Genomic DNA, 20,468 nt, shown 5'->3' with positions numbered 1-20,468 from the left:
CGTGCTCAGTGGGACGGGATCAGGCGGGCAGACCCGCGGCCGACTCCAGCGACTTCAGGTACGCCCGCGGCTGGCCGAAGAGCTGGGCACTGCCGTGTGCGCGCTTGAAGTACAGCTGGGCGTCGTGCTCCCAGGTGATCGCGATGCCGCCGTGCAACTGGATGCTGTCCGCCGCGACCGACTGCAGGGCCTCCGAGCAGTACACCTTCGCGACCGCGGCGTCGGTCGCCGCGGTGGCCGCGCCGTCGACGAGCGAGCGGACCGCGCCGTAGGAGGCCGAACGGGCCGCCTCCACCAGGAAGTACAGGTCCGCCATCCGGTGCTTGAGCGCCTGGAAGCTGCCGATCGGACGGCCGAACTGCACGCGGGACTTGCTGTACTCGACGGTGAGGTCCAGCGACTGCGCGGCAGCACCGATCTGCTCCGCGGACAGTGCGACGCAGGCGATCTCGCGCACCCGCTCCAGGGTCGCCGAGCCGTCGACGGTGAGCAGACGCGCCGTGGCGCCGTCGAACTCCACGACGGACAGGGTCCGGGTCGGGTCCATCGTCGGCAGCCTGCGGCGGCTGACCGACTCCTGCGCGGGATCGACCTCGAACAGTGCCACGGCGCCGTCGATCGCGGCGGCGACGACGAGCACGTCCGCGTAGGAGCCGTCCAGCACGAAGTGGCTCGCGCCGGTGAGCGAATGCCCGTCGCCGGACGCCGTGGCCACCACGTCGACAGACTCGGTGTCCCAGCTGCCGTCGGCGCCGGTCCAGCACAGCGCCGCGATGGTGGTGCCCTCCGCGATCCCGGGCAGCAGCCGCTCACAGGCCTCGGTGTCGCCGCTGGCCAGGATCGCCTGCGCGCCGAGCACCACCGAACCGAGCATCGGCGTCGGGGCGAGCGTGCGGCCGAGTTCCTCGAGCACCAGATGGGTTTCGACCGCCGACGCGCCGATGCCGCCGAACTCCTCGGGGATCGCGAGCGCGGCGACGCCGACCTGCTGGCAGAGCATCTCCCACAGCGCGGCGTCGTAGCCCTGCTCGGTCTCCGTGGCGCGGCGGACCGCACCGGGATCGGAGTGCTTGGCGAGCAGCGCCCGCACGGTCTTGCGGAGCTCGAGCTGCTCCTCGTCGAATGCGCCTACCGCGGCCACCTGGCTCACAGCGCCTCCATCACTCGGGCGCGGTGCACCGACGGGGTGCCCCACGCGGTCAGCAGGGCTCGGGTCTTGGTCAGCCACAGGGACAGGTCGTGTTCCTGGGTGTACCCGATGGCGCCGTGTACCTGCAGCGCGATCCGCGATGCGCGGTACGCGGCGTCGCCACACGCGACCTTGGCCGCGGAGATGTCGCGCCGGGCGTCGGCCGAGCCGTCCCGGACCGACAGCGCGGCGCCGTGCAGCAGCGGGCGCGCCATTTCCAGGCCGATGGCGACACCGGCGAGGTGGTGCTTGATCGACTGCTGGCTGCCGATGGCCTTGCCGAACTGCTTGCGCTGCTTGGCGTATTCGGTGCTGATCTCGAGCATGGTGCGGCCGAGGCCGAGCAGCTGGGCGGCGGTGGCGAGTGCGCCCATGTCGAAGGCGCGCTCGGTGTCCGCGTCGCCGAGGGTCTCGGCGGCGGTGACGGAGAACAGCTTCCGTGCCTGGTCGACGGAGCCGTGCTGCTCGCCGACGGTGGCGGTGGACACCGAGCCGCCCTGCACGAGCAGGGCCAGCTCGACGGCGTTCGCGTCGACCGCGAACGGCACCCGCGGCGGCGCCGCGACGGTGGCCAGCGCGCCCTCGGCGAGCGCGGACAGCCGGTCCGGAGCCGCGCCTGCGAGCAGCACCGGTGCGACGGCGATGGTCTCGGCGACCGGGCCGGGCACCGCGTGCCTGCCCAGCTGCTCGACCGCCACGACCAGGTCGATGGCGTCGGCGCCGAGGCCGTCGTGTGCCTCGTCGATGATCAGGCCGTTGACGCCGGTCTCCGCCAGGCGCTGCCACACCTTGAGGCCGGGTGCGGTGTCGCCTGCGTTCCAGGACCGGATCACGGCGGGCATGTCGGACTTGGCCAGCAGCGAGTCGATGCTGTCCGCGAAGTCGGTGTGCGAGGAGTCGAGTGCGAATCTCATCGGTCCGCCTTAGGTAGGCCGAGCAGCCGCTCGGCGATGACATTCTTCTGGATCTCGTTGGTGCCGGCGTAGATCGGGCCGGAGAGGGAGAACAGGTAGCCGTCCATCCACCCGGTGTCGGCGAGCTCGGACTCGGGTCCGAGCAGGTCGAGCGCGGTCTCGTGGGTGGCCACGTCCCACTCGGACCAGAACACCTTGTTGATGGAGGACTCGGCGCCGAGCTGGCCGCCGTCGGCGAGCCGGGTGACGGTGCCCCACGTGCTCAGTTCGTAGGCGCGCGAGCCGATCCACGCGTCGACGACCCGGTCGCGCAGCGCGGTGTCCGACTGGTCGCCGTTCGCCTTCCACAGCTGCAGGAGCCGGTCGGTGGCGGCGAGGAAGCGGCCGGGGGAGCGCAGCGACAGGCCGCGCTCGTTGCTCGCGGTGCTCATCGCGACCCGCCAGCCCTCGTTGACGGCGCCGATCACGCCGGACTCCGCCGGGTTGGCCGGGTCGTCGGGCACGAAGACGTCCTCGAGGAACACCTCGGCGAAGCCGGGCAGGCCGTCGAGCTGGTCGATCGGGCGCACTGTGACGCCCTTCGACCGCAGGTCGAACATGTAGTACGTGATGCCCTTGTGGCGCTGGGCCTCCGGGTCGGAGCGGAACAGGCCGAATCCCCAGTCCGCGAAGGCGGCGCGGGAGCTCCAGGTCTTCTGACCGTTGAGCAGCCAGCCGCCGTCGACCTTGGTGGCGGTGGCGCGCAGGCTGGCCAGGTCGGAGCCGGACTCGGGCTCGGACCAGGCCTGGGCCCAGATGTCGTCGGCGCGGGCCATGCGCGGCATGATCCGCGCCAGCTGCTCGGGCTTGGCATGCTCGAAGAGCGTGGGTGCCAACAGGAAGATGCCGTTCTGGCTGACCCGTCCGGGTGCACCGGAGCGGTAGTACTCCTCCTCGAAGATGACCCACTGCTCGAGGGTGGCGTCGCGTCCGCCGTACTCGGCGGGCCAGGACACCACCGACAGGCGCGCGTCCGCGAGGGTGCGCTCCCACTGTCGATGTGCCTCGAAGCCCTCCGCCGTGTCCATGTGCGGCAGCGGCTCGGCGGGGACGTTTGCCTTGAGGAACGCGCGCACTTCGTCGCGGAATGCGACTGTGGCGTCGTCGAATTCGAGATCCACTACTTCTCTCCAGCCTTCTTCATTGATTTGGCGTCCATGCCGCCCAGGGGGCCGGAGCCGACCTCGGCATTGTGTGCGTGCGCGAAATGATGCAGCCCGAACACGGAATCCATGCCCGCGCGGATTCCCATCAGGTCCTCACACTGGTTGACTGCCCTCTTGGTCAGGGCCAGCCCGAACTGCGGCATCGCGGCGATCTTGTCCGCCATCTCCATCGCGGTCGTCTCGAGGTCGGCGCGGGGGACCACCCGGCTGACCATGCCCCACTCGTACGCGCGCTGGGCTGAGAAGCGGTCGCCGGTGTACAGGATCTCCTTGGCGCCGCGAGTGCCGAGCACCCACGGGTGCGCGAAGTACTCGACGCCGGGAATGCCCATCCGGACAACGGGATCGGCGAAGAAGGCGTCGTCGGAGGCGACGATCAGGTCGCAGACCCAGGACAGCATCAGCCCACCGGCGATGCAGGCGCCCTGGACCATCGCGATGGTCGGCTTCGGCAGCTCGCGCCACCGACGGCACATCCCGAGGTAGACCTCCATCTCGCGGGCGTACCGCTGGTCACCGCCGGGCTTGTCCACGTGGTCCCACCACATGACGGCCTTGTTCTCGTAGGACACGTGGTGGTCGCGGCCGGGGGTACCGATGTCGTGGCCGGCGCTGAAGTGGTCCCCGTTGCCCGCCAACACGATCGCGCCCACCTCGGGGTCCTCGACGGCCCGCAGGAAGGCGGCGTCGAGGGCGTAGGTCATCACCGAGTTCTGGGCGTTGCGGTAGCCGGGGCGGTTCATGGTCACGATCGCGACCCGTCCGCGCACCTCGTAGGTGACGACGTCACCCTCGTCGGGCACGCTCATGACCTGCCCTCCCGGAGATCGTTCTTGAGGACCTTGCCGGACGGGTTGCGGGGCAGCGATCCGACGACGACGACCGAGCGCGGGATCTTGAAGTTGGCCAGGTGCTCCTTGCAGAACGCGAGCACCTCCTCGGCCGTGATGGTGCGGCCGGGCTTGGCGACGACATAGGCGCGGCCGACCTCGCCCATCCGCTCGTCGGGCACCCCGATGACGGCCGACTCGGCGAGCGCGTCGATCCGGGCGAGGGTGTTCTCGATCTCGGCGGGATAGACGTTGAAGCCGCCCGAGATGTACATGTCCTTGAGCCGGTCGGTGATGTCGATGTAGCCGCGCTCGTCCATGACGCCGACGTCGCCGGTGTGCAGCCAGCCGTCCTTGTCGATCGTCGCCGCGGTGGCCTCGGGGTCATCGAGGTATCCCAGCATGACGTTCTCGCCGCGGACCAGGATCTCGCCGTGGTCGCCGATCCGGACCTCCATGCCGGGGATGGCGCGCCCGGAGGTGGTCGAGACGGTGACCGGGTCGTCGTCGGTGCGGCACATGGTGACCACGACGGCCTCGGTCTGCCCGTAGGCGGTGAGCACGGCGTCGAAGCCCAGCTCGGACTGCATCCGTTCGACAAGGCGGACCGGGACCGCGGCGGCGCCGGTGATGGCGATCCGCAGGCTCGACAGGTCGTATTCGTCGCGGGTGGGCAGGTCGAGGATCGACTGGTGAATGGTCGGGGCGCCCGGCAGGACGCTGACCCTGGCCTCCGCGATCTTCGCGGCGACCTTGGGCACGTCGAACACCGCCATCGGGACGATCGTGGCGCCGCGCACGACACACACCATGATCCCGGCCTTGTAGCCGAAGGTGTGGAAGAAGGGGTTGATGAGCAACTCGCTGTCGGCGCTGGTGACCTCGGCGCAGGTTGCCCATGCCTCCGCGATGCCGACCGTCTGCCGGTGCGCGCTCAGCACGCCCTTGCTCTTGCCGGTGGTGCCCGAGGTGAACAGGATGTCGGCGATGTCGTCCGGATCGACGGCCTCGGCGCGGGCGTCCGCCTGTTCGACCGGCACCGGCGCGGCGATGTCGTCCAGCTGCTGCCACTCGATGACGCCCTCGGTCGGCGCCGCCTCGTCGAAGGGGATCCGGATGACGGTGTCGAGCGCGTCGAGGTCGCCGGGCGCGGCGGCGCGGGACAGGTCGGCCCAGCGGTCGGCCTTGAGGAACGGGCCGACGACGAACAGGGCCCTCGCCTTCGTCCGGACCACCAGGTCCAGCGCCTCGGAGCCGGTGTAGCGGGTGTTGATCGGGACCAGCACGGCGCCTGCGTAGTGCGTGGCGAGGGCGGCGATGACCCAGTGGTAGGTGTTCGGGGCCCAGAGCGCGATGCGGTCGCCGGGCTCGATCCCGCGCGCGATCAACGCCCGCGCCACCGTGCGCACGCGGTCGAGGAGGTCGGAGTAGCTGAGATGGGTGTCACCGTCGGCGATGGCCTCGGCGTCACCGAACTCGCGAGCCGCCCTCGCGAGGGCCGCGGGGGTGGTATTCACATCACTGGTCACTGGACTCCTCTACAAAGCAAGTGCTTGGTAGGTTATCCTACCGGGGTGGATGTAAGCCAGGGGCTGGGGACAGCCAAAGACGACGAGCAGTTCGCCGCGACCGTTCGGGAGTGGTTGGCCGACAATCTCACCGGTGAGTTCGCCGGTCTGCGAGGGCTCGGCGGGCCCGGACGTGAGCACGAGGCCTTCGAGGAGCGGCTCGCGTGGGACCGCCATCTGGCGGCCGCCGGGTGGACCTGCCTGGGCTGGCCGACCGAGTACGGCGGCAAGGGTGCGACGCTGAGCCAGCAGGTGATCTTCCATGAGGAGTACGCCCGCTCGGGCGCACCCGCGCGGGTGAGCCACCTCGGCGAGGAGCTGCTCGGGCCGACGCTGATCGCGTTCGGCACCGAGGAGCAGAAGCGTCGCTTCCTGCCCGGCATCAACACGGTCTCCGAGCTGTGGTGCCAGGGCTACTCCGAGCCTGGCGCGGGCTCCGACCTCGCGGCGGTCTCCACCTCGGCGCGCCTGGACGGCGACCAGTGGCGGATCAACGGCCAGAAGGTGTGGACCTCGCTCGCGCACGTCGCGCAGTGGTGCTTCGTGGTCGCGCGGACCGAGCCCGGCTCGCAGCGGCACAAGGGCCTGTCCTACCTGCTGGTGCCGATGGACCAGCCGGGCATCGAGGTCCGCCCGATCCTGCAGCTCACCGGCACCTCCGAGTTCAACGAGGTGTTCTTCGACGACGCCCGCACCGACGCGGACCTGGTGGTCGGCGAGGTCGGTCAGGGCTGGGGCGTGGCGATGGGCACCCTCACCTTCGAACGCGGCATCTCCACGCTCGGCCAGCAGGTCGGCTTCGCCAAGGAACTGTCGGAGATCGTCGAGCTCGCCGAGCGCAACGGCGCGGCGTCCGATCCGGTCATCAAGGACAAGCTCACCCGCGCCTGGATGGGCCTGCAGGTGATGCGCGCGCACGCCATGCGCACCCTGTCCGCGGTCGACGCGAGCGCCCAGGGCGGCGAGGCCTCGGTGGCCAAGCTGTTGTGGGCCAACTGGCACCGCGGTCTCGGTGAGCTCGCGATGGAGGTCGCGGGCGCGGACTCGCTGCGGGCGGGCGACGGACCGTTCGGTGCGGACGCAGACCTGAGCGACCAGCAGCGGCTGTTCCTGTTCAGCCGGGCCGACACCATCTACGGCGGCTCGAACGAAATCCAACGAAACATCATCGCCGAGCGGGTGCTCGGACTTCCCCGAGAGGCTCGACCGTGACCACTTCCCTCAAGTCCCCCCTGGCAGTCGCCCCCGCCGAGATCGAGGGCCACAACCTGCTCAAGGGCAAGAAGGTCGTCGTGACCGCGGCCGCAGGCACCGGGATCGGCTTCGCCACCGCGCGCCGGGCGCTGCTCGAGGGTGCGGACGTGCTGGTCTCGGACTTCCACGAGCGTCGCCTCGGCGAGACCGTGGAGAAGCTGTCCGCCGAGTTCGGTGGCCAGCAGGTCGAGTCGTTCGTCTGCGACGTCTCGAGCACCGAGCAGGTCGACGCGCTGATCGCCGGCTCCGCCGAGAAGCTCGGCCGCATCGACGTCCTGGTCAACAACGCGGGACTCGGAGGCGAGACGCCGGTCGTCGACATGACCGACGAGCAGTGGGACCGCGTCCTCGACATCACCCTCACCAGCACCTTCCGCGCCACCCGCGCGGCGCTGCGGTACTTCAAGTCGGTCGAGCACAACGGCGTCCTGGTCAACAACGCCTCCGTGCTCGGCTGGCGCGCGCAGCACTCGCAGGCGCACTACGCCGCGGCGAAGGCCGGCGTCATGGCGCTGACCCGCTGCAGCGCGATCGAGGCCGCCGAGTACGGCGTCCGCATCAACGCCGTCGCGCCGTCCATCGCCCGCCACGCGTTCCTGGCGAAGGTGACCAGCGAGGAGCTGCTCGACAAGCTGGCCGAGGGTGAGGCCTTCGGCCGCGCCGCCGAGGTGTGGGAGATCGCCGCGACCATCGCGATGCTCGCCAGCGACTACACGACCTACCTCACCGGCGAGATCGTCTCCATCTCCAGCCAGCGCGCCTAGGCGGCTCCGCCGCCTGTGAGTCCTTCCGGCCCGGATCTGGGCCAGAAGGACTCACAGGCGTGTGCCTGTGGATAACTCCCGCAGAGCTCCGTTTTACGTCGGACCACCCGGTGACGATCCGTCCATGTCACCTTCGGAGATGCCTCGTGATCTTCAACTGCTGCTCGACGCCCAGTTCGGTCTGGCCACGCAGGCGCAGCTGACTGCGCTCGGCTTTCCACGCACCCGGGTGCGGAACCGACTCGACGCCGGACGCTGGCAGCGCGTGCTGCACGGCGTCTACTGCGTGACCACCGGTTCGCTCGACCGGTCCATGACACTCATGGCCGCCCTGATCTATGGCGGTGGTCCTGCCCTGCTGAGCCATCGAACGGCAGCAGAGGAATGGGGCATCGTTTCGATCGATCCTTCGTCGCCCGTGCACGTCACCGTGCCGTACCGGCTGTCGGCGAAGAGTCAGCCTGCGACATTCATCCGGTCGGGGCCCAGCGGTTTTCCGGTACCCGCTGTGGGCGACGTCCTGCATCCAGGGGTCATGGTGCATCGATCGCGTGCACACGACCACATCGGCCTCGGCGGGGCGATGCCGAAGACGAACTTGGCTGACACGGCAATCGACCTCGCGGTCGCGGAGCCGACCGCACATGCCGCTTATCTGAGTCTGATCGCGTCGGTGACCAATCGCGGTATCCGGTTGGCGGACGTCCGCCGGCGGATGGCGGAACGAACCCCGCGTCGCTACCGGAAGGCGCTCGAGGCGGCCGTCCGGCTGCTGGCCGAGGGTGTCCAGTCGATGCTCGAGTACCGCTTCGCCGTCGAGGTGGAGCAGGCCCACGGACTTCCCGCGGCCCGCAGGCAGGGGCCGGTGGTGGTCGACGGTCGGACCCTCTGGGAGGACTGCGACTACACCGAACACGGTGTCCCGCTGATCGTGCGTCTCGACGGCCGCCGGTCGCACGCCATGCGCGAGGTGGCGTTCCGGGACCGTCGCCGCGACAACGCCGCCGAACTCGCTGATCGGCCACGGCTGGTGTTCGGCTACGAGGAGGTCGTCAGTGCACCGTGCGGTGTCGCCCAAGATGTCGAGAGGGTCCTTCGCCGCGAGGGCTGGATCAGGCGCGGCGAAAACCCGTGCCGCGCCTGTGAGTCTTTCTGGTCCGACAGGGGGCCAGAAAGACTCACAGGCGGCGGAGCCGCCTAGACCGTGTAGCCGCCATCGACGTTGAGTTTCTGGCCGGTGATGAAGCCTGCCTTGTCGCTCGCGAGGAAGCAGACCGCCTCGGCGATGTCGACCGCGGAGCCGAAGCGCTGCAGGGGGATCCGGCTCATCGCGACCGCTTGTGCGCGCTCGTCGAGGTCGGCATTGCCCATCAGGCGTTCGGCCATGCCGTCGGTGAGCATGCCGGGCCCGACCGAGTTGAAGCGGACGCCGAAGCGGCCCTCCTCGGCGGCGAACGCCCGGACCAGCGCCTCGACGGCGCCCTTCGTCCCGGACGAGAGGCCGTCCCGGACCGGGAAGCGGTCGGTGGCCGCGGTGGTCACCGCGACGACCGAGCCGTGCGCAGCGCGTAGCCCGGGGAGCATGGCGTGCACGAGCGCGAAGAACGCGGTGGCCTCGGCGCCGAGATGCTCGGAGAAGGTGTCGGGGGAGACCTTGGACAGGTGCACCATCGGGATGTGCGGGCCCGCCGCGTGCACCAGCACCGACGGATCGCCGAGCTCGGCGCCGATCTCCTGGGCCCACTGTGCGACCCGGTCGCGGTCGGTCAGGTCGACGGAGTCGGCGCGGGCCCGCCCGCCCGCCGCGGTGATCTCCTCGACAAGGGCGGCGGCGCGGTCGGCGCCGGAACGGTAGGTGAAGGCGACGGGGAGCCCCTGCGCGACGAGCCGCCGGGTGATCTCGATCCCGATGCCACCCGATCCGCCGGTGATCACGGCGCAAGTGTTTTGCTGCACCCCGATACCCTAACAAGCGCTTGGTTGATACTCTGTGGGGTGTGACCCCTCCGCCCAGAGCTGCCGAAGAGTCTGCCAGCAAGTCCGGCCGCCGCGCCGAGCTCCTCGCGCTGGCCGCCTCCCTGTTCGCCGAGCGCGGTCTGCGCGCCACCACGGTGCGCGACATCGCCGACTCGGCCGGGATCCTGTCCGGCAGTCTGTACCACCACTTCGACTCCAAGGAGTCGATGGTCGACGAGATCCTCAAGGGCTTCCTGGACGAGCTGTTCGGCCGGTACCGCGACATCGTCGCGGCCGGGCTCGGATCGCGCGCCACCCTCGAGGCGATGGTGGTCGCGTCCTTCGAGGCGATCGACGGTTCGCATGCCGCGGTCGCGATCTATCAGGACGAGGCCAAGCACCTGGTCGGCAACGAGCGCTTCGAGTACATCACCGAGCGCAACAAGGAGTTCCGCGGCCTGTGGGTCTCGGTCCTGGAGGCCGGCATCGCAGACGGCAGCTTCCGTCCCGACATCGACGTGGAGCTGGTGTACCGCTTCATGCGCGACACCGTCTGGGTTCCGGTGCGCTGGTACCGGCCCGGAGGCCCGATGACCGCGGAAACGGTCGCCAAGCAGTATCTCGCCATTGTGCTCGACGGGCTCTCCAGCCCACAGTCACGGTCCGATTCGTAGGGAGTTTCCATGCCTGAGGCATACATTGTTGACGCCATCCGCACCGCGGTCGGTAAGAAGGGCGGCGCCCTCTCCGCGGTCCACCCCGCGGACCTTGGCGCCGGGGTGATCAAGCAGCTCCTCGAGCGCAACCAGGTCGACCCGAGCGAGATCGACGACGTCGTGTTCGGCTGTGTCGACGCGATCGGTCCGCAGGCAGGCAACATCGCGCGCACCGCGTGGCTGGCCGCCGGCTACCCGGAGGATGTCCCCGGGGTCACCGTCGACCGCCAGTGTGGATCCAGCCAGCAGGCCGTGCACTTTGCGGCGCAGGCGATCCTGAGTGGGACCGCGGACCTGATGGTGGCCGGCGGCGTGCAGAACATGAGCATGATCCCGATCGCCTCGGCGATGGTCGTCGGCGAGCAGTTCGGGTTCGAGACCCCGTTCAAGGGTTCGACGGGCTGGGAGCACCGCTACGGCGACGAAGAGGTCTCGCAGTTCCACGGCGCCGAGCTGATCGCCGAGAAGTGGGACATCAGCCGCGAGGAGATGGAGCGCTGGGCGCTGCAGAGCCACGAGCGCGCGCGTAAGGCCATCGCCGAGGGCCGCTTCGACAACGAGATCGTGCCGGTCGGCGAGTTCAGCATCGACGAGGGCCCGCGCGAGACCAGCCTGGAGAAGATGGCCGGGCTCAAGACCCTGACCGACGGCGGGCGCCTGACCGCCGCCCTGGCGAGCCAGATCTCCGACGGCGCCAGCGCGACGCTGCTCGCCTCCGAGGCCGCCGTGAAGGCACACGGGCTCAAGCCCCGCGCCCGGATCCACCACATCAGCGCCCGTGGTGCCTCGCCGATCTTCATGCTCAGCGCGCCGATCCCCGCGACCAAGTACGCGCTGGAGAAGACCGGCCTGACCATCGACGACATCGACGTCATCGAGATCAACGAGGCGTTCGCCCCCGTCGTGCTGTCCTGGATCAAGGAGATCGGCGCCGACCCGGCGAAGGTCAACGTCAACGGCGGCGCGATCGCGAACGGGCACCCGCTCGGCGCGACCGGCACCAAGCTGTTCGCGACCATGCTCAACGAGCTCGAGCGCACCGGTGGGCGCTACGGCCTGCAGACCATCTGCGAGGGCGGCGGCACCGCGAACGTGACGATCATCGAGCGCCTGGGCTAGAAACCCCTCCGCGCAAGCAGATTCGGCCCCGCGTCCCTCCAACAGGAGGGACGCGGGGCCGAATTCGTCGGAGGGCCGGGCGGATGGCGTCCGTCAGTCGATGGTGCCGATCAGCGCGAACAGCGCGTCGGCGATGCGCTCGCACCACGCGTCCGCGTCCTCGTACCCGCGAGAGACGCCGCGGAGAATGGTGGCCGACACCAGCAGGTCGAAGATGGTGTCCGCGGTGGACGAGGCGGCGGACGGCTCCGCGTCCGGCACCGCCAACATGATCCGGTCGAACAGCGCCTTGCGGGTGGGGACCTCGGCCCGCTGCACGAGACGCTCGTAGACGCCCTCGTTGTGATTCCAGGTGGACATCAGCCCCGGTATCGCGGAGCGGGCGGCCGGGTGCGCGGCGCGCTCGAGGAAACTGCGCGTCCAGGCCAGCATGTCGGCGTGCAGGTCGTCGGTGCTCGGGGGCAGCGGCACGTCGCCCATGGACTCGAGGCCGAAGATGGCGTCCTCGATGATCATCTCGCGGGTGGCCCAGCGGCGGTAGATCGCGGGCGCGCTGACCTTGGCCCGTCGGGCGATGGCCTGAATGGTGGTCTTCTGGTAGCCCGACTCGACGAGCAGCGCGATGGTCGCATCGAGGACCGACCGGTCGACCTGGGGATCTCGGGGCCGGCCTGGGCCGGCTGGTTCGACTGGGTGATCTCCGGATCCATTCACATCGCCGGACAATACCGGAGCGTTATACGCCCGGAGCGATAATAGTTACAGGGTGACACGGAACTCATCGCCGCACGGGATGCGGCCCGGGGTTATCGTCGGGGCATGTGCCGAAACATCACCGAGCTCCGCGGCCTCGAGCCGGCCGCCACCGCGGAGGAGATCGAAGCGGCCGCCCGCCAGTACGTGCGGAAGGTGAGCGGCGTGCAGAAGCTGTCCGACGCCACCAGGGAGCCCTTCGAGCGGGCGGTTGCCGAGGTCACGGCGACCACGATGCGGCTGCTCGGGGTGTTGCCCGCCCGCAAGCAGCCACCGGCGACCGTGCCGCCGCTGCGCAGGCCCGAGGTCCGCGCGCGGATGGCCGCGGCCGCAGCGAACGACTGAAGGGCACCGCCGGCCGGTTCACACGGCCGATGGTGCCCTTCAATGTGGGGGAGTGCGCCCGGAGATACCGGTCAGGCGCGCAGCGCGCCCAGCGCGTCGATCCGCTTCGCGGCGTCCGCCACGATCCGGTCGATCAGCTCCTGGCAGCTCGGCAGGTCGTCGATCATGCCGACCACCTGGCCGGAGGCCAGCACGCCCGCCTCGGTGTCGCCGTCGACCAGGCCGGCCTTGAGCAGCATCGGGGTGTTGGCGTTCATGATGACCTGCAGCCAGGTCTTGTCTGTGGTCTTGTGCATCGCCAGTCCCTCCTTGAGGAGGGTCGGCCACGACGTGCCGGTCATCTTCCTGACCTTCGGCGCGTTCTTGGCCGCTGAGACGAGTCCCCGGATGTAGCTGGACTTCTCGAGGCTGTTGACCAGGTCGGTGTTGAGCACCCGGTGCGGCATGCCGTCCACCTTCACCGACACGGTGGTGTCCTGCAGGCTGCGCTTGAGGTACTCCTGCTTGACCGAGTCCGGCACCGCGGAGTCGCTGGTGAGCAGGAAGCGGGTGCCCATCGCGACGCCCGCTGCGCCGTAGGACAGCGCCGCCGCCAGACCGCGGCCATCGAAGAAGCCGCCGCCTGCGATCACCGGGATGTCGACCGCGTCGAGCACGGACGGCAGCAGCAGCGTCGTCGCGACACCACCGGTGTGGCCGCCGCCCTCGCCGCCCTGCACGACCACCGCGTCGGCGCCCCAGGAGGCGACCTTGACGGCGTGCTTGGCGGCACCGATCGACGGGACCACGACGATGCCGTTGTCCTTGAGCTTGGCGATCAGGTCCTTCTTCGGCGCGAGCGCGAAGGAGGCGACCTTGACGCCCTCACGGATCAGCAGGTCGCACCGCTGCCCGGCATCCGACGCGTCCGCGCGCATGTTGACGCCGAACGGCTTGTCGGTGAGCTGCTTGGTCTTCTTGATCGCCGCCTCGAGCTCCTCGTAGGTCATCGTCGCCGAGGCGAGGATGCCGAGGCCGCCCGCGTTGCAGGTGGCGGCAGTCAGGCGCGGGCCGGAGACCCAGCCCATGCCGGTCTGCACGATCGGGTGCTCGATGCCGACCAGCTCGGTCAGCGCCGTGCGAAGCACGGCGGTCATGCCTGGACCTCGCGCTCACGCAGTCCGCGCGGGTCGATGACCTCGCGGATCAGCCGCAGCTCCTCGGCGGTGGGCTCGCGGGTCACGCCCGCCTCGGCCAGCCCGGCGACCTCGAAGGAGGTGTTCTCGGCGACCTCGTCCGCGGTGACGCCCGGGTGCAGGCTCAGCGCGCGCAGGGTGTGGTCCGGTCCGCCGAAGTCGAAGACCCCGAGGTTGCTCACCACGCGGTGCAGGTGCAGGTACTTGAACGCGGGGTTCGCGGGATCGACCTTGTCGTAGCCGATGCCGGAGACGACGTCCACCTTGTCCACGAACACGCGCGAGGTGTGCTTGGGGACGAAGTAGCTGGTGGCGTGGTTGATGGTGTTGCCGGGGGCGCCGCGGACGCCGAACATCTGCCGGGTCGGCTGCTGCAGCGGGCCGAACGCGGACAGGTTCTGGTTGCCGAAGCGGTCGAGCTGGTTGGCGCCCATGACCACGTGGCGACGGCCGGAGGCCACGACGTCGAACACCTTGCGGAAGGGCATCCAGCCCTCGATCGGGGCCTTCGCGCCGACCGCGGGGGTGTCGCTGAAGATCAGCGCCTCGCCGTCGGTGATGAGAAGGTCGGGCTCGGTGGTGAGGCGGGCCAGGCGCGCGCCGATGGTCGCCAGCGTCGACATCGGGCTGGCCATGATCTCGCCTGCGCCCGAGAAGATCTCGGCGCACGCGATCGCGCAGTACTCCGCGCGGGTGATGGTCTCGGTGGAGGTCATGCCTGCTCCTCTGCGAACTTCTTGACGGCGGCCTGGTAGTCGTCCTCGCTGCCGGACAGGTAGGTGTCGACGAAGACCTGCCACGACTCGGGGGTCTTGGCGGCCTCCGCGTAGTGACGCTGGAACTTCTCGTCGCGGCCGTAGCTCTCGCCTGCGAGGGTGAAGTGGGCGCCGTTCGGGGCCTCCACGACGCCGTCGACCATCATGCGGTTGAGCAGAAGCGACTGCAGCGGAACGGCCTTCACCAGTTCCTCGGTCTCGACGATGCGCTCGACGGAGACGTAACGCTTCTCGGCGGCCATGCAGTACAGGTCGTCGAAGTACGGGTCGACGCCGTTGTAGGCGGCGTTGCCGTGCTTGTCACCCAGGTTCAGGTGCACGAACGACGCGTCCAGGTTCAGCGCGGGCATCGCGATGAGGGTCTCGGCCTGGCCGGACTCGTCCGCGTACGGCGAGGTGACGGTCTTGAGCTCGTCGCCCCAGAAGTTCTGGACGTCCGAGCCGAGGCCGGCGCGGATCGGCAGGAAGGGCAGGCGGGCCGCGGCGGCCTCGAGGCCGCACTTGACCATGCCCTCGTCCATCTCGCGGACCTCGATGGCGCCGGTGGTGCGGGCCTTGGCGAACCAGGGGTCGTAGAACGGCGCGGAGTCGAGCGAGACGAATCCGTAGTACGCCTTCTTGACCTTGCCGGCCGAGCACAGCAGGCCGAGGTCGGGTCCGCCGTAGGTGACGACGGTCAGGTCCTTGATGTCAGAGCGCAGAATCGCGCGCACGAACGCCATCGGCTTGCGGCGCGAGCCCCAGCCGCCGAGGCCGATCGTCATGCCACTGCGCAGTTCGCCGACGACCTCGTCGAGCGACATCCTCTTGTCACGCATTGTCTTTCAACTCCCTACTTGTTCGCGCGGGGCTTGCCGGTGGCGACGAACTCGTCGCGGTGCTCGTCGGCGACGCCGGCGAGGTTCAGCTCGAACGTGAAGCCCTGCTCGATCCGGTAGCTGGTGTGCACGTCCATCACGTCGATGCGGTTGATCGCTTCCTTGGCGCGCCGGATGACCCGGGTGTCCTTGGCGGCGATCTCGCCGGCGATCTTGAGTGCACACGCGTCGAGCTCGGCGCGCGGGACGACGTCGTAGACAGAGCCGAAGTGCTTGAGCGTCTGGGCGTCGACGTTCTTGGCCGTGTAGTAGAGCGTGCGCATCATGTGCTGGGGGACCAGTCGGGCCAGGTGCGTGGCCGCGCCGAGTGCGCCGCGGTCGACCTCGGGCAGGCCGAAGACCGCGTCGTCGGACGCGACGATGACGTCCGCGTTGCCGACGAGGCCGATGCCGCCACCGACGCAGAAGCCGTTGACGGCGACCACGACGGGAACCTCGCAGTCGTAGACCGCGGAGAACGCCGCCGCGCAGCCGCGGTTCGCGTCGATCAGGGCGCCGTGGCCCTCGGTGGCCTGCATCTCCTTGATGTCGACGCCTGCGTTGAAGCCGCGCCCCTCGGCTCGCAGGATCACCACGTGGGTGCTCGGATCCTTGCCCGCCGCGAGGACGGCGTCGGCCAGTTCGAACCATCCCTTAGACGGGATGGCGTTCACCGGCGGGTAGTCGACGGTGACCGTGGTGATGCCGGCCCCATCGGATTTGGAAGTGATTCCCATCGTGATTCCTTAGGTAGGTCGCCAAACCAAGCGATTGCTTGGTAAGTTAGCACACCTGCGGGTCGGGCTGGAGTTCGCTTTTGCCCGGATGACCCCCGACCCGCAGAGAATCCCTGACAGTGGAGGTACTGGTGGAGCTAGGTCTTGACGGCAGCGTGGTGCTGGTCACCGGCGGTGTGCGCGGCGTTGGTGCGGGTATCAGCCGCGCCTTCCTGCGCGCAGGCGCGACGGTGGTGACCTGCGCGCGACGGCCGGCCGACGAGCCGATCGAGGTGGACGGCCGCGGAGTGGAGTTCATCTCCTGCGACCTTCGCGATGCCGAGCAGGTGCAGTCGATGATCGATTCGATCGTGGCCACCCACGGCCGGCTCGACGCCGTCGTGAACAACGCGGGTGGGGCGCCGTATGCCCTGGCCGCGGATGCCAGCCCCCGCTTCCACTCGAAGATCGTCGAGCTGAACCTGCTCGCGCCGCTCCTGATCTCGCAGATCGCGAACGCCGTCATGCAGAAGCAGGACACCGGCGGCTCGATCGTGATGATCAGCAGCGTCAGCGGCAGCCGCCCGTCGCCTGGCACCGCCGCCTACGGCGCCGCCAAGGCCGGCATCGACAGCCTGGCGGCCAGCCTCGCGGTGGAGTGGGCGCCGAAGGTCCGGGTGAACTCGATCGTCGTCGGCCTCGTCGAGACCGAGCAGAGCCACCTGCACTACGGCGGGGCCGACGGCCTCGCCGCGGTGAGCGAGACCGTCCCGCTGGGTCGGATGGCGCGGCCCGAGGACATCGGGAACTGTGCGACCTTCCTGGCATCGCCGCTGGCGTCCTACGTCAGCGGTTCGACACTGACCGTGCACGGCGGCGGCGAGCGCCCCGCCTTCCTGGCGGCATCAACAGCAGAGGAGACCAAGAAGTGAGCGGACTTGTAGACGGTCGCGTCGTCATCGTGACGGGCGCGGGCCGCGGTATCGGACGGGCGCACGCGCTGGCGTTCGCGGCCGAGGGTGCGAAGGTCGTCGTCAACGACATCGGTGTCGGCGGCGACGGCACCGCGACCGGTGAGAGCCCCGGCGAGCAGGTCGTCGCGGAGATCATCGCGGCGGGCGGGCAGGCCGTGGCGAACGGCGACGACGTCGCGGACTGGGACGGCGCGCAGAACCTGATCAAGACCGCCATCGACAACTTCGGCGGCCTCGACGTACTGGTCAACAACGCCGGCTTCCTGCGCGACCGGATGTTGGTCGGCATGAGCGAGCAGGAGTGGGACTCGGTCATCCGGGTGCACCTCAAGGGCCACTTCGCCCCGCTGCGGCACGCGGCCGCGTACTGGCGCGCCGAGTCCAAGGCCGGACATCCGGTGGACGCGCGGATCATCAACACCAGCTCGGGCGCCGGCCTGCAGGGCAGCATCGGTCAGGGCAACTACGCGGCCGCCAAGGCGGGCATCGCCGAGATGACCATTCAGGCCGCCGCCGAGCTGAAGAACTACGGCGTCTCCGTCAACGCGATCGCCCCCGCGGCGCGCACCCGGATGACGGTGGGCGCCGGTGGCGCGATGGCCGAGGCGATGGCCGCTCCCGAGGAGGGCTTCGACGCGATGGCGCCGGAGAACATCTCCCCGCTCGTGGTCTGGCTGGGCAGCGCCGAGTCGAAGGCCGTCAGTGGCCGCGTGTTCGAGGTCGAGGGCGGCAAGATCACCGTCGCCGAGGGCTGGCGGCACGGCCCCAGCCAGGACAAGGGCGAGCGCTGGGATCCGAAGGAGATCGGCCCCGTCGTGGCCGATCTGCTCGAGAAGGCGGAGACCCCCACCCCGGTCTACGGGGCGTAAGCGGCTCCGCCGCCCGTGAGTCCTTTTGGTCCCTATGCGGGCCAGAAGGACTCACGGGCGCGAAGCGCCTAGGCGGGGGAGCGGACGATGACCGTCGTGCCGGGGAAGTAGGCGGCGAGCTCGGGCCGCGACAGCTTGATCATGGCGGTGCCGTAGCCCTGCTTGCGCGCCTCGGGCGCGACCCACACCGCGAGGTCCACCTCGCCACCTTCGTGTAGTTCACCGAACACGAGCCCGACGCATTCCGACCGGTCGCCGCTGGTGTTCTCCGCGACGAACCACGCCGCGGTCTCTTCGTCGACCCGGTTCAGGCCGGCGCGACGCTCCTCCTCGATGCGATCCGAAGGCCACGGCTTGCCGTCGGCGTCGAACTGCTCGGCCGAGCGTCGCCGGTAGAGCTCCACGTCCTCGTCGTCCTGGGTGAACGGACGCAGCCGGACGTTCGTCCCCGTGCTGAACGGGCGCTGTTCCGGCAGCCACTTCAGCGTCGCGTCCAGGTTGGTCACCTCGTCGCGGAGGTGGTCGCGCTCGAGCTTGGTCAGGCGGCCGAGCTGCAGACCCAGCACCGCGTTCGCGTTGTCCTCAGTCGTCTCGAGGAGCGCGCTGACACTGCGGACGGCGGCTGCATGGTCGTCACTGTCGACGATGGCATCGAGGACCTCGTGCCGCAGATCGAGCGCCCGCAGGAGCGCCGAGGCGAGCTCACGTCGGTCCAGGATCTGATCTTGGGGGCCAGCCGTCATGACGAAATCTCCCTATCCGTTGAGTTGCAACAGCGCGGAGCACGCACCTGCCGGATGGGCAATCCTGCGGGCTCCACCCAGATTGTCTGTCAACGGGCCCGCAATTGCTACGAACAGACGACGACGGGGATCTCGCGTTCGACCCAGGACTGGTAATCGTCGAACTCGGGGTACATCGCGACCAGACGGGGCCACAGCTCCGCGCGCTCGGCGTCGTCGGCGACCTTCGCGACCAGATGGCGCACGTCGGAACGGATCTGGACCTTCACGTTGGGGTCGGCCTTCAGGTTCAGGTACCACATGGGGTTCTTGGGCTGGCCGCCCTGCGAGGCGACCAGCACCACCCGGTCGCCGTCCTCGAGGAACAGCAGCGGGCTCACCCGCGGCTCGCCGGATTTGCGGCCGGTGGTGGTGAGCAGGCAGATCGGCAGGCCGCTCTTCGCGGCGCTGCCGACCCGCCACTTGCCGCCGAGACGCCCACCGGTCGCCCGGTACGCGATCACGTTCGTCTTCGACATCCACTTGATGACGACCCGGGTGAACTGCGTATCGAGCAGCGGTGGGCGATTCATGGCCGGATCAGATCCGCTCGATGATGGTGCCGGTGGCGAGCGCGCCGCCCGCGCACATCGAGATCAGCGCGGTCGAGGCGTCGCGGCGCTCGAGCTCGTGCAGGGCGGTGGTGATCAGGCGCGAACCGGTGCTGCCGACGGGATGGCCGAGCGCGAGCGCGCCGCCGTTGACGTTGACCTTGTCCATGTCCGGTCCGTGCACCTGGGCCCAGGACAGCGCGACGGAGGCGAAGGCCTCGTTGACCTCGAACAGGTCGAGGTCGCCGATCTTCATGCCGGCCTTCTCGAGCACCTTGGCGGTCGCCTGGACCGGGCCGTCGAGGTGGAACTCGGGCTCGGCGCCGACCAGCACCTGGGAGACGATCCGGGCGCGGGGCTTGAGGCCGAGGGCCTTGGCACGGTCGGAGTCCATCAGCAGCACCGCGGCGGCGCCGTCGGAGATCTGCGACGAGGTGCCCGCGGTGTGGATGCCGCCCTCGATGACCGGCTTGAGCTTGGCGAGGGACTCCGCGGTGGTGTCGCGCAGGCCCTGGTCGCGGGAGACGACCGTGGTCTCGGAGGTCGGCAGCTTGTCCTCGCCGATGACCGGCGCGGTCACGGGCAGCACCTCGCGGTCGAAGCGGCCCTCGGCCCACGCCTGCTTGGCCAGCGCCTGCGACCGGACGCCGAGCGCCTCGATGTCCTCGCGGGTCAGGCCGCGACGCTTCGCGATCCGCTCCGCCGCCTCGAACTGGGCGGGCAGGTCGATGTCCCACGACGCCGGGCGCCGCGGGCCGGCCTCGGTGCCGACGTTGGCGCCGAGCGGGACCTGGCTCATCTGCTCGACGCCGCAGGCGATGCCGACGTCGATGGCACCGGTCGCGATGAGTCCGGCGATCAGATGGTTGGCCTGCTGCGCGGAGCCGCACTGGCAGTCGATGGTGGTGGCGCCGACCTGCCACGGCAGACCCGCCGCCAGCCAGGCGGTGCGGGTGACGTTGTTGGACTGCGCGCCGGCCTGGGTGACGCAGCCGCCGATGACCTGCTCGACGATGGCGGGGTCGACGCCCGCCCGCTCGAGGATTCCGACCTGGACCGCACCGAGGGTCTCCGCCGCATGCAGGCCGGACAGCCATCCGCCTCGCTTGCCGATCGGGGTACGGACTGCCTCGACGATAACTGGTGTGCCCACGG

At 69.7% G+C, this 20,468-nt stretch carries 22 protein-coding genes; 8 read left to right on the top strand and 14 right to left on the bottom strand.

Annotation, left to right across the window (positions count from 1 at the left end; translation table 11 throughout):
• Window positions 1-19: 19 nt before the first annotated feature.
• The 5 genes from BR31_RS0121860 to BR31_RS0121840 are packed head-to-tail and all read right to left on the bottom strand — an operon-like array spanning window position 20 to window position 5,667.
• Entirely contained in the window at window positions 20-1,150 is a 1,131-nt protein-coding gene (locus tag BR31_RS0121860; protein ID WP_027502846.1) for an acyl-CoA dehydrogenase family protein, read from the bottom strand.
• Window positions 1,147-2,103, bottom strand: a complete 957-nt coding sequence (locus BR31_RS0121855; protein WP_027502845.1) for an acyl-CoA dehydrogenase family protein — start codon at window positions 2,101-2,103, stop codon at window positions 1,147-1,149. Before BR31_RS0121855 ends, BR31_RS0121860 begins: the two co-directional genes overlap by 4 nt.
• Window positions 2,100-3,263, bottom strand: a complete 1,164-nt coding sequence (locus BR31_RS0121850) for an acyl-CoA dehydrogenase family protein (protein ID WP_027502844.1) — start codon at window positions 3,261-3,263, stop codon at window positions 2,100-2,102. Before BR31_RS0121850 ends, BR31_RS0121855 begins: the two co-directional genes overlap by 4 nt.
• Window positions 3,263-4,117: an enoyl-CoA hydratase gene (locus BR31_RS0121845; RefSeq protein WP_027502843.1), complete on the bottom strand. Its 855-nt coding sequence runs from the start codon at window positions 4,115-4,117 to the stop codon at window positions 3,263-3,265. The genes BR31_RS0121850 and BR31_RS0121845 overlap by 1 nt, the downstream gene beginning before the upstream one ends.
• Window positions 4,114-5,667: a FadD3 family acyl-CoA ligase gene (locus tag BR31_RS0121840; RefSeq protein ID WP_027502842.1), complete on the bottom strand. Its 1,554-nt coding sequence runs from the start codon at window positions 5,665-5,667 to the stop codon at window positions 4,114-4,116. Before BR31_RS0121840 ends, BR31_RS0121845 begins: the two co-directional genes overlap by 4 nt.
• A gap of 45 nt (window positions 5,668-5,712) precedes the next feature.
• Between BR31_RS0121840 and BR31_RS0121835 the strand changes: the two genes are divergently transcribed.
• The 3 genes from BR31_RS0121835 (at window position 5,713) to BR31_RS29680 (ending at window position 8,925) form a co-directional block, all read left to right on the top strand.
• Window positions 5,713-6,918 (top strand): acyl-CoA dehydrogenase family protein, encoded by a 1,206-nt coding sequence (locus BR31_RS0121835; RefSeq protein WP_051637639.1) that lies wholly within the window; start codon window positions 5,713-5,715, stop codon window positions 6,916-6,918.
• Window positions 6,915-7,724, top strand: coding sequence for an SDR family oxidoreductase (locus tag BR31_RS0121830; protein ID WP_027502840.1), 810 nt, complete (start codon window positions 6,915-6,917; stop codon window positions 7,722-7,724). Before BR31_RS0121835 ends, BR31_RS0121830 begins: the two co-directional genes overlap by 4 nt.
• A gap of 139 nt (window positions 7,725-7,863) precedes the next feature.
• A complete protein-coding gene (locus BR31_RS29680; protein ID WP_442970237.1) occupies window positions 7,864-8,925 on the top strand; it encodes a type IV toxin-antitoxin system AbiEi family antitoxin domain-containing protein in 1,062 nt (353 codons plus the stop codon).
• Here the strand turns inward: BR31_RS29680 and BR31_RS0121820 are convergent.
• Window positions 8,922-9,680, bottom strand: coding sequence for an SDR family NAD(P)-dependent oxidoreductase (locus BR31_RS0121820; RefSeq protein WP_231496656.1), 759 nt, complete (start codon window positions 9,678-9,680; stop codon window positions 8,922-8,924). The two genes, BR31_RS29680 and BR31_RS0121820, sit on opposite strands and share 4 nt — an antisense overlap.
• Before the next feature lie 41 nt (window positions 9,681-9,721).
• Between BR31_RS0121820 and BR31_RS0121815 the strand changes: the two genes are divergently transcribed.
• Window positions 9,722-10,354, top strand: coding sequence for a TetR/AcrR family transcriptional regulator (locus BR31_RS0121815; RefSeq protein WP_027502838.1), 633 nt, complete (start codon window positions 9,722-9,724; stop codon window positions 10,352-10,354).
• Between the two features lie 9 nt (window positions 10,355-10,363).
• Window positions 10,364-11,515 (top strand): acetyl-CoA C-acetyltransferase, encoded by a 1,152-nt coding sequence (locus BR31_RS0121810; RefSeq protein WP_027502837.1) that lies wholly within the window; start codon window positions 10,364-10,366, stop codon window positions 11,513-11,515.
• A gap of 93 nt (window positions 11,516-11,608) precedes the next feature.
• On the opposite strand, the gene BR31_RS0121805 is transcribed toward BR31_RS0121810, so the two are convergent.
• Entirely contained in the window at window positions 11,609-12,229 is a 621-nt protein-coding gene (locus tag BR31_RS0121805; RefSeq protein WP_197023685.1) for a TetR/AcrR family transcriptional regulator, read from the bottom strand.
• Between the two features lie 105 nt (window positions 12,230-12,334).
• Between BR31_RS0121805 and BR31_RS0121800 the strand changes: the two genes are divergently transcribed.
• Entirely contained in the window at window positions 12,335-12,613 is a 279-nt protein-coding gene (locus tag BR31_RS0121800; protein ID WP_027502835.1) for a DUF2277 domain-containing protein, read from the top strand.
• Window positions 12,614-12,684: 71 nt separating this feature from the next.
• Here BR31_RS0121800 and BR31_RS0121795 read toward each other — a convergent pair whose 3' ends face one another.
• The 4 genes from BR31_RS0121795 to echA20 are packed head-to-tail and all read right to left on the bottom strand — an operon-like array spanning window position 12,685 to window position 16,158.
• The gene (locus BR31_RS0121795; protein WP_027502834.1) at window positions 12,685-13,749 is read right to left on the bottom strand and encodes an NAD(P)H-dependent flavin oxidoreductase; all 1,065 of its coding nucleotides are present in this window, start codon (window positions 13,747-13,749) and stop codon (window positions 12,685-12,687) included.
• On the bottom strand, window positions 13,746-14,504 hold the full coding sequence (gene ipdB, locus BR31_RS0121790) for a cholesterol ring-cleaving hydrolase subunit IpdB (protein WP_027502833.1): 759 nt from the start codon (window positions 14,502-14,504) through the stop codon (window positions 13,746-13,748). The genes BR31_RS0121795 and ipdB overlap by 4 nt, the downstream gene beginning before the upstream one ends.
• Window positions 14,501-15,382 (bottom strand): cholesterol ring-cleaving hydrolase subunit IpdA, encoded by an 882-nt coding sequence (gene ipdA, locus BR31_RS0121785; RefSeq protein ID WP_027502832.1) that lies wholly within the window; start codon window positions 15,380-15,382, stop codon window positions 14,501-14,503. Before ipdA ends, ipdB begins: the two co-directional genes overlap by 4 nt.
• A 14-nt stretch (window positions 15,383-15,396) precedes the next feature.
• A complete protein-coding gene (echA20, locus tag BR31_RS0121780) occupies window positions 15,397-16,158 on the bottom strand; it encodes a (7aS)-7a-methyl-1,5-dioxo-2,3,5,6,7,7a-hexahydro-1H-indene-carboxyl-CoA hydrolase (protein WP_027502831.1) in 762 nt (253 codons plus the stop codon).
• A 131-nt stretch (window positions 16,159-16,289) separates the two neighbouring features.
• Here echA20 and BR31_RS0121775 point away from each other — a divergent pair, with 131 nt between their 5' ends.
• Together BR31_RS0121775 and BR31_RS0121770 are read left to right on the top strand one after the other, a co-directional pair.
• Window positions 16,290-17,069 carry an SDR family oxidoreductase gene (locus BR31_RS0121775; RefSeq protein ID WP_027502830.1) on the top strand — a complete coding sequence of 260 codons (780 nt, stop codon included), beginning with the start codon at window positions 16,290-16,292 and terminating at the stop codon, window positions 17,067-17,069.
• Window positions 17,066-17,980 carry an SDR family oxidoreductase gene (locus BR31_RS0121770; RefSeq protein WP_027502829.1) on the top strand — a complete coding sequence of 305 codons (915 nt, stop codon included), beginning with the start codon at window positions 17,066-17,068 and terminating at the stop codon, window positions 17,978-17,980. Before BR31_RS0121775 ends, BR31_RS0121770 begins: the two co-directional genes overlap by 4 nt.
• 68 nt (window positions 17,981-18,048) lie before the next feature.
• On the opposite strand, the gene BR31_RS0121765 is transcribed toward BR31_RS0121770, so the two are convergent.
• The 3 genes from BR31_RS0121765 to BR31_RS0121755 form a co-directional block, all read right to left on the bottom strand.
• On the bottom strand, window positions 18,049-18,723 hold the full coding sequence (locus BR31_RS0121765; protein WP_027502828.1) for a GNAT family N-acetyltransferase: 675 nt from the start codon (window positions 18,721-18,723) through the stop codon (window positions 18,049-18,051).
• A gap of 107 nt (window positions 18,724-18,830) precedes the next feature.
• Window positions 18,831-19,295, bottom strand: a complete 465-nt coding sequence (locus tag BR31_RS0121760; RefSeq protein WP_027502827.1) for a nitroreductase family deazaflavin-dependent oxidoreductase — start codon at window positions 19,293-19,295, stop codon at window positions 18,831-18,833.
• A 7-nt stretch (window positions 19,296-19,302) separates the two neighbouring features.
• The gene (locus BR31_RS0121755) at window positions 19,303-20,466 is read right to left on the bottom strand and encodes a steroid 3-ketoacyl-CoA thiolase (RefSeq protein WP_027501314.1); all 1,164 of its coding nucleotides are present in this window, start codon (window positions 20,464-20,466) and stop codon (window positions 19,303-19,305) included.
• Window positions 20,467-20,468: the final 2 nt, after the last annotated feature.

It is taken from the genome of Rhodococcus sp. UNC363MFTsu5.1 (genome assembly GCF_000686785.1).
Lineage (GTDB): Bacteria > Actinomycetota > Actinomycetes > Mycobacteriales > Mycobacteriaceae > Rhodococcus_G > Rhodococcus_G maanshanensis.
Note: the sequence above shows the minus strand (reverse complement) of the source record. Positions and strands in the feature narration are given on the sequence as shown.

What these genes read in the sequence shown, in the direction of transcription:
- BR31_RS0121855 (WP_027502845.1), bottom strand. Translation starts at nt 2,103, where the DNA reads ATGAGATTCGCACTCGACTCCTCGCACACCGACTTCGCGGACAGCATC.
- BR31_RS0121845 (WP_027502843.1), bottom strand. Translation starts at nt 4,117, where the DNA reads ATGAGCGTGCCCGACGAGGGTGACGTCGTCACCTACGAGGTGCGCGGA.
- BR31_RS29680 (WP_442970237.1), top strand. Translation starts at nt 7,864, where the DNA reads ATGCCTCGTGATCTTCAACTGCTGCTCGACGCCCAGTTCGGTCTGGCC.
- BR31_RS0121810 (WP_027502837.1), top strand. Translation starts at nt 10,364, where the DNA reads ATGCCTGAGGCATACATTGTTGACGCCATCCGCACCGCGGTCGGTAAG.
- BR31_RS0121800 (WP_027502835.1), top strand. Translation starts at nt 12,335, where the DNA reads ATGTGCCGAAACATCACCGAGCTCCGCGGCCTCGAGCCGGCCGCCACC.
- BR31_RS0121795 (WP_027502834.1), bottom strand. Translation starts at nt 13,749, where the DNA reads ATGACCGCCGTGCTTCGCACGGCGCTGACCGAGCTGGTCGGCATCGAG.
- ipdB (WP_027502833.1), bottom strand. Translation starts at nt 14,504, where the DNA reads ATGACCTCCACCGAGACCATCACCCGCGCGGAGTACTGCGCGATCGCG.
- ipdA (WP_027502832.1), bottom strand. Translation starts at nt 15,382, where the DNA reads ATGCGTGACAAGAGGATGTCGCTCGACGAGGTCGTCGGCGAACTGCGC.
- echA20 (WP_027502831.1), bottom strand. Translation starts at nt 16,158, where the DNA reads ATGGGAATCACTTCCAAATCCGATGGGGCCGGCATCACCACGGTCACC.
- BR31_RS0121765 (WP_027502828.1), bottom strand. Translation starts at nt 18,723, where the DNA reads ATGACGGCTGGCCCCCAAGATCAGATCCTGGACCGACGTGAGCTCGCC.
- BR31_RS0121760 (WP_027502827.1), bottom strand. Translation starts at nt 19,295, where the DNA reads ATGAATCGCCCACCGCTGCTCGATACGCAGTTCACCCGGGTCGTCATC.